Genomic DNA, 13,065 nt, shown 5'->3' on the forward strand with positions numbered 1-13,065 from the left:
GGTTGCACCTTCGGCCGAACTGTTTTCTGACCGGCGCCGGTTGACAGAACCGTTGAGAGGATCTCGCGATGGTGTGAGGTCCGTATATTGGCGCTGTGGACTCGCGAGGCTACCGGCTGGGCATCGACTTCGGCACCTCGAACACGGCGGCGGTGCTGGCCTGGCCCGACGGGCACGTGCGGCCGCTGCTCTTCGACGGTTCGCCGAGCCTGCCCTCGGCGGTGTACGCCGACCCGCAGTCGGGTCTGCTCGTCGGGCGCGACGCGGTGCACGCCGCCCGGGTCAGCCCCGAGCGCTTCGAGCCCAACCCGAAGCGGCGCATCGACGAACCCGCCGTCCTGCTCGGCGACCACGAGGTGCCGACCGCCGACCTGTTCGCGGCCGTCCTCGCCCGCGTCGGCGGCGAGGCGCGGCGGGTCGCCGGCGGCCCGATCGGCCAGGTCACCATCACCTGCCCCGCCGCCTGGGCGCACACCCGCCGCGGTGTGCTGCTCGCCGCCGCCGAACGCGCCGGCCTCGGCACCGTGACGCTCGTGCCGGAGCCGGTCGCCGCGGCCGAGGTGTTCCGCACCCTCGAAGGCACCGACGTGCGCCCCGGCACCGCGTTCGTCGTCTACGACCTGGGCGCCGGCACGTTCGACGCGTCCGTCGTCCGGCACGGCCCCGGCACGTTCGAGGTGCTCTCCGCGGAAGGGCTCAGCACCAGCGGCGGCCTCGACATCGACGCCGCGATCGTCGGCTACCTGGGCGCCAGCCAGTCCTCCCGCGACCCCGCCGCCTGGAGCCGGCTCGTGCACCCCACGACCAGCGCCGAACGCCGCGCCAACCGGCTGCTCTGGGACGACGTCCGGGCCGCCAAGGAGATGCTGTCGCGCACGTCCTCGACGATGATCCATATTCCGATGTACGACGAGGACGTCCCCCTCGGCCGCGACCAGTTCGAGCAGCTCGCCCGCCCGATCCTCGCCGCCACGGTCACCGCGACCCGGGCCGCCATCGCCGCCGCCGGGCTCACCCCGGCCGACATCGCCGGCGTCTTCCTCGTCGGCGGCGGCAGCCGGATCCCGCTCGTCGCGACGCTGCTGCACCAGGCCCTCGGCACCGCCCCGACCGCCGTCGAGCAGCCCGAGATGGTGGTGGCGCAGGGCAGCCTCGGCGCCCCGGCCCAGCCCGGCCCGGCCGGCCAGCCGGCCTCCGCCCCGGTCTCCGGTCCCGCCTTCCCGACCTCGTCGCCACCCGTCACGTTCCCGACCTCGTCGCCGCCGGCCGCGTTCCAGGCACCGGCAGCGGCGGCGTCCGCACCGGCCGCGTTCCAGGCGTCCGCACCGGCCGCGTCCCCGCCGGCGCCGAACGCCGGGTTCCCGACCTCGGCGCCGCCCGCGTCGTCACCGGTCTCCGGTCCGGCGTCCGGCTCCGCCGCCGTGCCGGTGTCGGGGGCGCCGATGTCAGGGGTGCCGATGTCGGCGGTGCCGGTGTCGCCGGGGTTCGCCGCCGAGCCGACCTCCGGCCAGCCGTCGTCGCAGTTCGGGCAGGACTCCGGCTACACCCCGCCGTCCGGCTACGCCGCCACCCAGCCCGGGCCCGCGCAGCACTCGCCGGCCGCCCCGCAGCCCGGTCCGGCTCAGCACTCGCCGGCGAGCCCGCCGCCCGGCCGGGCCGCCGTGCCCGCCACCTACGGAACGCCACCGCAGCCAGCGCCGCAGCCGGCACCGCAGACCCCTCCGCAGACCCCTCAGCAGGCCCCGCCGCAGTCCTCGCCGCGGACGCCGACCCCGCCGCAGAGGCCGGAGCCGGCACCCGCGGCGGCGCCCGGCGGGCAGCGCCGGACCGGGATGCTCGCCGCGGCCGCCGTGGTCGTGCTCCTGGTGGTCGGCCTCGGCATCTACGGCTTCACCAAGCTCGGCGGCGACGACGACAACGGTGGCAAGGGCGACCAGTCGGCGAGCCAGACCGAGACCCCCGGCGACGGCAGCGGCGACAGCGGCGATGGTGGCGGCACCGACAGCACCACCGAGGTCAACGCCGAGAGGGACGACAGCGACTGGAACACCAACGCCGAGGAGTACAACGGCAACGAGGGCAAGCTCATCCGGTACACCTGCCCCAAGGGCGGCAAGGCCGGCAAGGTCTGGGGCAACGGCCCCTACACCACCGCCTCGTCCGTCTGCACCGCCGCGGTCCACGCCGGATACCTCAACCTCGACGAGGGCGGCAAGGTCGTGATCCAGATCCGGCAGGGCTCCGACTCCTACGAGTCCAACACCCAGTTCGAGATCACGACCAGGACCTACGGCAAGTCCGACTGGGAGTTCACGATCGCGGGCTGAGCCACCGGCTCAGCGCAGCGCCCGGATCGCCGTCAGGGTGGTGTGCACGTTGAACTGCGCGCCGTCGTCGCTCTCCCAGCCGCCGTCGCTGCGCTGCGTCTCGCTGAGGCGCTTACGGGCCGCGCTGAGCAGCCAGTCCTCCGGTGACATGCGGACCCGCCGCAGCGCCGCGTAGAGCGACGCCGTGTCGGCCGGGGTCATCTCCGGCACCCGGTCGGCGAGCGCCACCTGGATCTGCGCCGACTCGTAGAACCAGCCGAGGTGGAAGAGCACGGCGCAGCCGAGCCAGCCAGCGACCAGGAACGACGGCCAGCTGCCGTCGGGCCGCAGCGACGCCCGGAACGCCTCGGCGGCGCGGGCGACCCGGGTCGCGTGCTGGTCGTCGCCGTTGTTCGGGCCGCCGACCACCAGCCAGTAGGCGGCGTTGGTGGTCAGGTACAGCTTCGCCTCGTCGTCGCCGGGCTGCGCCCACGGCGGGGCGATGCCCGCCAGGGACGCGTCCTCTTCCCACATGCCGTCGGGCCGCTGGCTGCGGCCGAGCCACGCCAGGGCCCGGCGGGCCGCGGGGCGGTCGATGGCGCCCAGGTCGTCGAGCTCGCCGAGCCGGAAACAGGTGGCGTCCACGGACGCGACGTCGGCGCCCCACAGCGCCGGCCAGCCGCCGTCGGACGACTGGCCGATCTCGGCCTGCTCCAGCACGTCGGCCGGTGGGGACTGGCCGGTGCGCAGCCAGGCGAGGCGGGCGCGATCGACGGCGTCGCCGTGTGCGACGACGTAGCCGATCGCGGCATCAAGGTCGACCATGGGCCGTACGCTACCGCCCGCCCGCTGCCCGCGCGTCGTGACCTAATACACCGGCAGTGACGGATCGACGGTCTTCACCCAGGAGACCACCCCGCCCTGCACGTGGACCGCGTCCTTGAAGCCCGCCGCCTTGACCGCCGCGAGGGCCTCCGCCGAGCGGACGCCGCTCTTGCAGTACAGGACGATCTGGCGGTCCTGCGGAAGATCGGCGAGGGCGGAGCCGTTGAGGATCTCGCCCTTCGGCACGAGCCGCGCCCCCGGCACCCGCACGATCTCCCACTCGGCCGGCTCGCGCACGTCGATCAGCTCGATCGGCTTGCCCGAGTCCTGCCAGTCCTTGAGCTCGGTGGCGGTGATCGTCGAGCCCTGCGTGGCGGCCTGCGCCTCGTCGGACACGGCGCCGCAGAAGTCGTCGTAGTCGATGAGCTCGGTGACCGTCGGGTTCTCACCGCAGATCGCGCAGCCCGGGTCCTTGCGGAGCCGGATCTTGCGGTAGGTCATCTCGAGCGCGTCGTACACCATGAGGCTGCCGAGCAGCGAGTCGCCGACGCCCGTCAGGAGCTTGATCGCCTCGGTGACCTGGATCGCGCCGATCGAGGCGCACAGCACGCCCAGGACGCCGCCCTCGGCGCAGGACGGGACCATCCCCGGCGGCGGGGGCTCCGGGTAGAGGCAGCGGTAGCAGGGGCCGTGCTCGGCCCAGAAGACGGACGCCTGACCGTCGAACCGGTAGATCGAGCCCCAGATGTACGGCTTGCCGAGCAGCACCGCCGCGTCGTTGACCATGTACCGCGTGGCGAAGTTGTCCGTGCCGTCGACGATCAGGTCGTACTGCCGGAAGATGTCCATCACGTTGTCGTTGTCGAGGGCCTCGTTGTGCACCACGACGTTGACATACGGGTTGATCTCGAGCACCGAGTCGCGCGCCGACTCGGCCTTCGGCCGGCCGATGTCCGACTGGCCGTGGATGATCTGGCGCTGCAGGTTGGACTCGTCGACGGTGTCGAACTCGACGATGCCGAGCGTGCCGACCCCGGCCGCGGCGAGGTACATCAGTGCCGGCGAGCCGAGACCGCCCGCGCCCACACAGAGCACGCGCGCGTTCTTCAGGCGCTTCTGCCCGGCGACACCCACGTCGGGGATGATCAGGTGCCGGGAGTAGCGGCGGACCTCGTCAACGGAGAGGTCGGCGGCGGGCTCGACCAGTGGAGGCAACGACATGGTTCTCATTCTGCCGCGCCCGCCCCGCAAACCCACGTGACCTACGGCACTTTGGCGCCGCTGTACCGCTGGCCATCGACGAACGGCCATGCGTTGGCGACGCAGCCCTTCAGCCCGTACGTCTGCTGCTGCATCACCGGCGCCGGACGGCCGGGGCCGGGGCAGGCCTCGTGGCCGTTGCCGAGCTCGTGGCCGACCTCGTGGTTGATCACGTAGTGCTGGTAGTCCTCGACCGGCGCGCCGTAGTCCGGCACCCCGGTCAGCCAGCGGGCCAGGTTGATGACGACCTTCCCGGTGATCCGGCAGGAGCTGTACCCGGCGGTGTGCAACCCGGCGGTCGCGCAGATCTGCTCCGACGTGACCGGCGTGGCCAGGAAGATCGTGAAGTCGGCGGTGCCCTGGCCGGCGACCCGCTGCAGCCGCACCTGGCCGGCGGCGGGCCAGCCGCGCGGGTCGGCGAACACCCGCTCGACCGAGGCGGCGAACGCGTTCGCGTCCTGGCCGCTGCCGTTCTCCACCGCGACCCGGTACTTCCGCACCGTCCCGGCGCTGCCGGCGACCGGTCCGGCGCTGGTCGCGTACGCGAACGTGCCGGCGGCGCTGGACGGGCCGGCCTCCGGCGGCTGGCTCGCGGGGCGGCTCGGCGGGTCGAGCATCGGCGCCGGCCCGCGGGTCGCGGCGGCCGTCACCGGCGCCTCCTTGTCGGCGCCGCCGAAGAACAGCAGGCGGCCCAGGCCGGCCGCGGCGATCAGGAACGCGGCGGCCATCACGCCCGCGACGACGTAGCGCCGCTGCCGGCGGACCTGCTCACGCCGCCGGCGCTGCTCGGCCCGGACGACCTCACGGGCCTGCCGCGGGTCGCTCGGCAGCGGCACCGGCAGCCGGGAGTCGCCGGAAGGGGGCTCCTGGGGGCTGCCGGCAGGGTATGCCAGGTCCCCGGAGCTGCCGGAAGGGTGGGACGGGTCCCGGGAGCTGTCGGCATGGCGTGACAGGCCCCGGCGGTCGCTGCTCAGCCGGCTCGCCATCGATTGGTCAGCTTGCCATGCGCACCCGCGGCGCGCGCTGCCGCACCCCATCCCGCACCTGAGTTGCAACCTGCTGGGCGGCGGTCCGGCCGGCCCTGTCCTCCCGCAGCTCGTCGAGCATGCCGAACACGGCGCGCGCGACCGTGCGCGGCACCTCCATCTGCGCCACGTGGCCGACGCCCTCCAGCATCATCAGCCGGCTGTCCGGGATGAGGCGGGCGACCTGCGGCGCGGTGCGGATGTCGACGAGCCGGTCCTGCCGTCCGGCGATCACCAGCGTCGGCGCCTTGATCCTCGCGGCCATCTTCCACATGGAGCCCTCGCCCGGCAGGTACGCGCGCAGGAAGCTGCTGACCAGGCCGCGGAGGCTGCCCACGTACGCCTCGGCGTACCACGGCACCAGGTGCCGCCGCCGAGCCTCCTCGATCGCCTCCAGCCGCCGCTGCTCCGGGTAGCGGGTCGGGTCGGCGTAGCAGGACTCGATCACCATCGCGGCGAGGGCCTCCGGCTCCATCGACGACATCCGCCGGGCCGCCAGCTTCGCCGCGTTGGGCAGCAGGAGCAGCGGCACGATCGGGCCCTGCAGCGACCGGCGCGGGTCGAGGAACGGCATCGCCGGCGAGATCAGCGTCAGGCTGCGCACCAGGTCGGGGCGCAGCGCGGCGGCCACGACCACGGCCGCGCCGCCCATCGAGTTGCCGAACAGGTGGACCGGGCCGCGGCCGCTGTGCTCGACCCACCGGACGATGTGCGAGGCCATCGCGGCCAGCGAGTAGCTGCGGGCCGGGGCGCTGTACCCGAACCCGGGCAGGTCGATCGCCTGGCCGTCGAGCCGCCCGGCGAGCACGCCGGCCAGGTCGGTCCAGTTGGTGGACGAACCGCCGAGGCCGTGCACGTAGACCGCCGGCTCGGCGCCCGGCGTGGTGGCCGGGGTGTCCCGCACGTACGCCTTCAGACCATCGAGCTCCACCTCGCGCCCGGGCCACGTGTCCGGCAGCCGCTCAGGTGACGGGACGGTGAACTCCGGGACAAGGGCAGCTCTCTTCATGCTTACCAGTGTGCCCCAAGGGGTCTACGGCAGCCGTGCTCTCAAAATGCTTACCCGGCTGCCCGAAGGGCTATGGCAGCAGGGCCTCCAGGCGCCGGTTCACGGCCGCGAGAGTGGCGCGGACCACAGCCTGCCGCGGATCACCCGAGTTCACCGCGGAGCCCGTCAGCTGCTCGACCCAGCCGTCGTACAGCAGCAACAGCACGACGACGGCGACCTCGCAGCCGCCGAGCTGCACCACCGCGGCGTGCTCGATGTAGCACCTGGCGCGGGACGTCGCGTCGACGTCGACCAGCAGCTGGTCCACGGCCGAGGCGGCGGCCGCCGCGGACAGCCGCAGGATGTACCCGTCGACCGCCGGGCCGCTGGCGACCCCGACCGCCGGGTGACCGTCCGCGATCAGGCGCACCTCGACCACCGCGTCGACGCCCTGCGTGCTGACCTCGACCTGGTCGATGATCACCCGCGGCGACACGATGGTGCTGGACTGCGGCACCAGCGCCGGGGGCGCGTCCCGGTTCACCGGGACCGGCGCGTGCTCTCCCGGCGTTTTCGGCACCTGTACGGGATGCTGCTGGCCGGACGCGACGAGACCCGGCGGCTGGGGCGGCCGGCGCGGCTCGTCGACCTCGGCGAGCGGCGCCTCCGCACGGAACTGCTGGAGCTCCTCGACCTCGGGGCGGGGGGCCTCGGCCGGGCGGCGCACGCCGCTGACCGGGCGCCGCCGGCGGGCCTCGCGGCCGTAGCCGGGCAGGGCGCTGTGCGGCGCGTTGCCCCGGATCGCCGGGCGGGCCAAGGGTGAGGCGGACTCCGGCGGGTTGGGCTCGGCGGCCAGGCCCATCCGCTCGTTGAGCAGGCGCGCGACGGCCCGGCTGACCCGGCCCGGGTCGGCCTCGTCGAGCAGCTCGAGCCGGAGCGTGTGCAGGCCGTCCGCGTTCTTGCGCAGCGTCGCCTCGCGTACACCGGAGACACCCTGCACGGCGCGGAGGACCGCCGGGATGTCGAACCCGTCGGGGCGGTCGTCCAGGCTGGGCTCGTCGTCCTCGTCCTCGCGCTCCTCGCGCAGGAACGTGGCGATCCTCGCCAGCTCCGCACCGCCGGCCGGGGTGGCCTCCGTCACGAGGGGCTCGACCTCGACCTCCGGCACCTGCGGCACGTCAGGGTGCGACGGGACGCGCTGCGGCAGCTCGGGGCCGTTGCCCCAGTCGGCGCCGGTAAGTCCGGTGGGCTCCTGGGCGGCGTACGGCGGCTCCGACGCGAACGCCGGCATCGTCGGCTCCGCCGCGGACAGGGGCGTGGCGTTGCCGAGCAGCTCGGGCGGCAGCGGGCCGACGAGCGGGTCGTCCTCCGGCACCCGCTGCGTGGGCACCGGGTGCACGGCCGGCTGTGGCACTGGGTGCAGGGCAGGCTGTGGCACCGGGTGCAGGGCGGGCTGCGGCACGGGGTGCAGCGCCGGCGCCGGGACCACGGGCTCCTGCGACGGCGCGGCCCAGTCGAACTCGGGGCCGGGCTGCTCGTACGCCTGGTAGCCGTTCGGGGGTGGCGGCTGCTGCGGGTACTCCTGCGACGGGTACTGCTGCTGCGGCGGGTACTGCGCCGGGTACTGCTGGCCCTGGTACGGGTACTGCTCCCGCTGCTCCTGGCCCTGGTACTGCTCCTGTGCCTGGTAAGGCTCCTGGTTGCCGCCGGCCTGCGGGTCGTGGTGGGCCACGCCGTTGGCGGCGGGCGTCTCCTGGTGGAACGCGCCGTTGTGCGGGCGGATGTCCCTGTTCTCGTAGCCCCAGGCCGGGTCCGGGTAGGCGCCGGGCCGGTCCTGGTAGGCAGCGGCCTGGTCCTGGTAGGCGGCGGCCTGTTCCGGGCGGGCCGGGGCCTGGTCCGGGTAGCGGGCCGGGCTCGGGGCCTGGTCCTGGTAGGCGGCGGCCTGCTCCGGGTAGGCCGAGCTCTGGTCCTGGTAGGCCGGGGCCTGGTCCGGGTAGCCGGAGCTCTGGTCCTGGTAGGCCGAGCTCTGGTCCTGGTAGGCCGGGGCCTGGTCCTGGTAGGCGGGGGTTTGGTTCGGGTAGGCGCCATACGGCGGCATGCCGTTGTCGCCGTGCACCCGGGCACGTGGGTCGACCGGGCCGGGCCGGCCGCTGAGCCGGTCCAGGGCCGACGGCGCCGCGCCATACCCGCCGGACGTCGGCGCGGGCGGCGGACCGTAGCCCCCGGAGGTCGGCCGGACCGCTTCCTCGCGCGCGTCGGCGACAGGGGCGGCGCCGTAGACGGTGCCGGAGCTGACGGCGGGCAGCGGGCCGGTGTGGCCGGTGTCGTGCGGCGGCTGGGCCTGCGCCGGCGACCCGGAGGCGGGGAGCGACCCGCTGGTCTCCGGCTGGCTGACGGAGCTCGGCCAGCCCTGGCCGTCGGGTCCGTAGTGCCCGTAGTGCAGCGACGTGGTGGGGTGCATCGGCGGCGGGGCGGAGACCGGCGGGCTCATCGGGGCGAGCATGTCGGAGTAGGAGCCGCGGACCTCGGCGCGGCCACGCGGGCCGGCGCCGTTGATCGAACCGCTGACCGACGCGCGCCCAGCGATGGCTCCTGTTGCCGGCTCACGCCATGCGGAGACGATCGCCTCGAGCGCGTCATCGCTCGGCGTCGACCCGTCACCATGGGTGCCGTCCGGTGACCTGTGCGGATCCGTGTGTCCTCCTCCGCGATATGCGCCTGACCCTTGTGGGCTTCCGGCTTGCCCCGTTTCGTCCACCGCGCGCTCCTCCGTCGCCCCTAGGTGAGGCTACCGTGTGGGCGGAAAGGGGGTAAGTTGCAATCCCGACCCAAATCCGGATGGTGAACATGACCTCGGCGATGAGCGGCACCCAGGCGGCCGGACGGCCGATGCGGCTGCCCCGGTCGGCCCGCCGCAAGCAACTGCTCGCCGCGGCGCAGCAGGTTTTCGTGGCGCAGGGTTACCACGCCGCCGCGATGGACGACATCGCCGAGCGGGCGGGTGTCTCCAAGCCGGTGCTCTACCAGCACTTCCCCGGCAAGCTCGAGCTCTATCTGGCGCTGCTCGACACGCACTGCGACGCGATGGTCTCGCGGATGCGCGCCGCGATGGAGGCGACCACCGACAACAAGGAGCGGGTCCGCGGCGCCATCCAGGCGTATTTCGACTTCATCGACCACGAGAGCGAGGCCTTCCGCCTCGTCTTCGAGTCGGACCTGCGCAACGACCCCGCGGTCCGCGAGCGGGTCGACCGGGTGGAGAGCGGCTGCATCGCCGCGATCACCGACACGATCATGGCCGACACCGACCTGAGCCAGGAGCGCGCCGAGCTGCTCGCGTCCGGGCTCGTCGGCGCCGCCGAGGTCGCGGCCCGGTTCTGGGTCGCCGGTGGCCGCCAGGTCGCGAAGCCCGAAGCGGAGGCGCTGCTGACCGCGCTGTCGTGGCGCGGCATCGCGAGCTTCCCCCTGCACGGCGAACACGCCTGATCGCGTTAGTCTTCAACCACACTGGGTGTGCGCGCCGAGGCACGGACGCGCCGCAGCCCGATCAAGGAGGAAGACGTGGAGGTCAAGATCGGCGTGCAGCATGCGCCTCGGGAGTTGGTGCTGGAGAGCAACCAGTCACCCGCCGAGGTCGAAGCTGCGGTCACCGACGCGATCGACGGTGGCGACAAGGGTGTGCTTTCTCTCGTCGACGAGAAGGGCCGCCGGGTGATCGTCCCGGTCGGCAAGATCGCCTACGTGGAGATCGCCGAGTCGTCGCCGCGGCCGGTTGGGTTCTCTTCCGCGCGTTGACAGATAGCGCTCAGGCCCTGCCCCGTACGGGTGCCAGGGCCTGGGCGTCGTCGGTCGTCGCGCCCCTGAGCTGTCGATCCCTCGGTTGTTGAGCGCTCAGCTGTTGAGCCTTCAGTTGCTGGGCCCTCAGTTATTGAGGCCTCAGTTGTTGCGCCTTAGCCGCTGAGCCTCAGTTGTTGAGCCCGACGGCGCCCATGCGGGCGGTGTGCGCCGAGGTCAGGCGCCTGAGCAGGGCCTGGAAGTCGGTGCCGCCGATGGCCAGCAGCTCGGCGAGCGAGGGCCGCTCGGCCGCGACCCGCAGCGCCTGCGAGATGCCCTCGCCGACCAGGCGGCGGGCCCACATCGACAGCCGGTTGGCCACCTTCGGGTCGGCGGCGATCGCGGCCCGCAGCTCGTCGGCGGCGAAGTCGGCGTGCCGGGAGTCGTGCAGGACGTCCAGGATCAGGTCCTGGTCCGGGCCGGCGAGCACCGCCGCGACCTCGCGGGTGAAGTCGTCCGCGATGCCGTCGCCGACGTACGCCTTGGCCAGCCCCTCCAGCCAGTCGGCCGGCTCGGTCTGCAGGTGGTACTCCGACACCGCCTGCACATAGGGCCGCATGGCGTCCTCGGCGTCGACGCCGAGCTCGGCCAGGCGGTCGGACAGCCGGCGGAAGTTGGTGATCTCGCGGGCGGCCATCTCGCTGAGCACCGCCCGGCGGCGGAGGTCGGGCGCGAGCCGCGCGTCGGCCGCCATCCGGTCGAACGCGACCAGCTCGCCGAAGGCCAGCATGCCCAGCAGGTCGACCACAGCCGTGGCGGGCGGAGTGAGATCGGACACCACGGCACACTACATCGCCGGATCACCGGGCGCGCCCCGATGCCCGGCCGAAGCCACTGAGCGGAACGGCTCGTAAGCCGGTACAATGACTCCGATAGCCGTGGACGGACCCTAGTCCTGGCGCCCGGCGCTTGTAGCCCGCGACCTTGATCATTTCGGTTGCGTGTGGCCCGCGCCCTACCCATTTGAGCGCACCCAGCTTCACCAGGGGCGCTCCCGCGAGAGAGACACCCTGAGCACAACATGACGATCGACAACACTGAGGCCGCCGAAGCAGTGGCCCCGCGCGCACCCGTGCGCCCAGACGCACCCACGTTCGCCGATCTGGGGGCGCGGCCGGAGACCGTGGCCGCCCTCGAAGCCGTCGGCATCATCCACGCGTTCGCCATCCAGGAATACGCCGTGCCGATCGCGCTGCGCGGCACCGACCTCATCGGCCAGGCGCCGACCGGCACCGGCAAGACGCTCGGCTTCGGCGTCCCGCTGCTGGACCGGGTCACCGCCCCCACCGAGGGCGCCGACGGCCTGCCGCAGGCGCTCGTCGTGGTCCCGACCCGCGAGCTGGGCCTGCAGGTGGCCCGCGACATCGCCGCCGCCGGCAAGACCCGCGGCATCCGCGTGCTCCCGCTGTACGGCGGCGTCGCCTACGAGCCGCAGGTCGACGCGCTGCAGAAGGGCGTCGAGATCGTCGTCGGCACCCCCGGCCGCCTGCTCGACCTGGCCAAGAGCAAGCACCTGCGGCTGCACGCCGTGCGGGCGCTCGTGCTCGACGAGGCCGACCGCATGCTCGACCTGGGCTTCCTCGACGACGTCGAGCGGATCCTGACCCTGCTGCCGGAGGACCGGCAGACGATGCTGTTCTCCGCCACGATGCCCGATCCGATCGTCACCCTCGCCCGGCGGTTCCTGCGCCACCCGATGACGATCCACGCGCACCACGACGCCAGCACCGGGCCGTCGCCGCTGACCAAGCAGTTCATCTACCGCACCCACCCGATGAACAAGATCGAGATCGTGGCGCGGATCCTGCAGGCGGAGGACCGCGGCCTGACCATGATCTTCACGCGCACCAAGCGCGCTGCCGACCGCGTCGCCGAGGACCTGGACTTCCGCGGCTTCGCCGCCGCCGCCGTCCACGGCGACCTCGGCCAGGGCGCCCGCGAGCGCGCCCTGCGCGCCTTCCGCGCCGGCAAGATCGACGTGCTGGTCGCCACCGACGTCGCCGCCCGCGGCCTCGACGTCTCCGGCGTCACCCACGTCATCAACTACGACTGCCCCGAGGACCAGGACACCTACACCCACCGCATCGGCCGCACCGGCCGCGCGGGCGCGACGGGCGTCGCCGTGACGTTCGTCGACTGGGAGGACATGCCCCGCTGGCGGATCATCGACAAGACGCTGGGCATGGACCTGGCGGAGCCGCCGGAGACGTACCACACCTCGTCCCACCTGCTGACCGACATCGGCATCCCCGAGGGCATCACCGGCTCCCTGCCGACCGCTGACCGCAAGCGCGCCGGCCTCGCCGCCGAGCAGCTCGAGGACATCGAGGGCAAGCCCCGCGGCCGGGGTCGCACCCGTGGCCGGGCCCGCGGCGGCGACTCGTCCGGCCCCGCCCCCGCCGCGGACCCGACCGGCGAGCCCCGCCGTCCCCGCCGCCGCCGGCGGCGCGGCGAGGTCGACCCCACCGAGCTGACCCTCACCGACTCCGCCGAGGCTGCCGGCACCTCCGCGGACGCCGGCGAGCAGTCGGAGCCCCGTCCGGCCCGCACCCGCACCCGCCGCCGCCAGGTGGTCGGTCAGGTGGCCGAGGGCTCGGACACCGCGGACACCGGCCCCGTCGCCACCGCCGAGGCCACCGAGGACGGCGAGCCCCGCACCGCCCGTGCCCGCACCCGCCGCCGCCGTCGCGGCGGCCGTGGCAAGGGCGGCGAAGGCTCCGCCACCGAGGGCAGCGACAGCGTCGAGGCCTGACCCTTCCGGCCGTCCCTGGCCGACTTCATCCCGACGATCCGAACAGCGCGGCAGCCCCCGGCTGGCCGCGCTGTT

10 protein-coding genes are annotated in these 13,065 nt (G+C 73.8%); 4 read left to right on the plus strand and 6 right to left on the minus strand.

What is annotated here, in order from left to right; genetic code table 11:
• Nucleotides 1–95: 95 nt before the first annotated feature.
• Nucleotides 96–2,327 (plus strand): Hsp70 family protein, encoded by a 2,232-nt coding sequence (locus AB0J72_RS10255; RefSeq protein WP_363397159.1) that lies wholly within the window; start codon nucleotides 96–98, stop codon nucleotides 2,325–2,327.
• A gap of 9 nt (nucleotides 2,328–2,336) precedes the next feature.
• Here AB0J72_RS10255 and AB0J72_RS10260 read toward each other — a convergent pair whose 3' ends face one another.
• From AB0J72_RS10260 to AB0J72_RS10280, 5 genes are all read right to left on the minus strand, one after another.
• Nucleotides 2,337–3,131, minus strand: a complete 795-nt coding sequence (locus AB0J72_RS10260) for a squalene--hopene cyclase (RefSeq protein ID WP_363397162.1) — start codon at nucleotides 3,129–3,131, stop codon at nucleotides 2,337–2,339.
• Nucleotides 3,132–3,173: 42 nt separating this feature from the next.
• On the minus strand, nucleotides 3,174–4,352 hold the full coding sequence (gene moeZ, locus AB0J72_RS10265; RefSeq protein WP_360572251.1) for an adenylyltransferase/sulfurtransferase MoeZ: 1,179 nt from the start codon (nucleotides 4,350–4,352) through the stop codon (nucleotides 3,174–3,176).
• 41 nt (nucleotides 4,353–4,393) lie between these two features.
• Complete coding sequence (locus tag AB0J72_RS10270) at nucleotides 4,394–5,377, minus strand: DUF3152 domain-containing protein (RefSeq protein ID WP_363397166.1); 984 nt, start codon at nucleotides 5,375–5,377, stop codon at nucleotides 4,394–4,396.
• 7 nt (nucleotides 5,378–5,384) lie between these two features.
• Nucleotides 5,385–6,425: an alpha/beta hydrolase gene (locus AB0J72_RS10275; protein WP_363397169.1), complete on the minus strand. Its 1,041-nt coding sequence runs from the start codon at nucleotides 6,423–6,425 to the stop codon at nucleotides 5,385–5,387.
• 70 nt (nucleotides 6,426–6,495) lie between these two features.
• Entirely contained in the window at nucleotides 6,496–8,895 is a 2,400-nt protein-coding gene (locus AB0J72_RS10280) for a hypothetical protein (protein WP_363397172.1), read from the minus strand.
• A gap of 356 nt (nucleotides 8,896–9,251) precedes the next feature.
• Here AB0J72_RS10280 and AB0J72_RS10285 point away from each other — a divergent pair, with 356 nt between their 5' ends.
• Together AB0J72_RS10285 and AB0J72_RS10290 are read left to right on the plus strand one after the other, a co-directional pair.
• Nucleotides 9,252–9,890, plus strand: coding sequence for a TetR/AcrR family transcriptional regulator (locus AB0J72_RS10285; protein WP_363397603.1), 639 nt, complete (start codon nucleotides 9,252–9,254; stop codon nucleotides 9,888–9,890).
• Between the two features lie 75 nt (nucleotides 9,891–9,965).
• Entirely contained in the window at nucleotides 9,966–10,199 is a 234-nt protein-coding gene (locus AB0J72_RS10290) for a DUF3107 domain-containing protein (protein WP_363397174.1), read from the plus strand.
• A gap of 169 nt (nucleotides 10,200–10,368) precedes the next feature.
• Here AB0J72_RS10290 and AB0J72_RS10295 read toward each other — a convergent pair whose 3' ends face one another.
• Nucleotides 10,369–11,016: a ferritin-like fold-containing protein gene (locus AB0J72_RS10295; RefSeq protein ID WP_363397177.1), complete on the minus strand. Its 648-nt coding sequence runs from the start codon at nucleotides 11,014–11,016 to the stop codon at nucleotides 10,369–10,371.
• A 243-nt stretch (nucleotides 11,017–11,259) separates the two neighbouring features.
• Between AB0J72_RS10295 and AB0J72_RS10300 the strand changes: the two genes are divergently transcribed.
• Nucleotides 11,260–12,990, plus strand: a complete 1,731-nt coding sequence (locus tag AB0J72_RS10300; protein WP_363397180.1) for a DEAD/DEAH box helicase — start codon at nucleotides 11,260–11,262, stop codon at nucleotides 12,988–12,990.
• Nucleotides 12,991–13,065 lie beyond the last annotated feature (75 nt).

This window comes from Dactylosporangium sp. NPDC049742 (assembly GCF_040674675.1).
GTDB classification, from domain to species: domain Bacteria; phylum Actinomycetota; class Actinomycetes; order Mycobacteriales; family Micromonosporaceae; genus Dactylosporangium; species Dactylosporangium maewongense.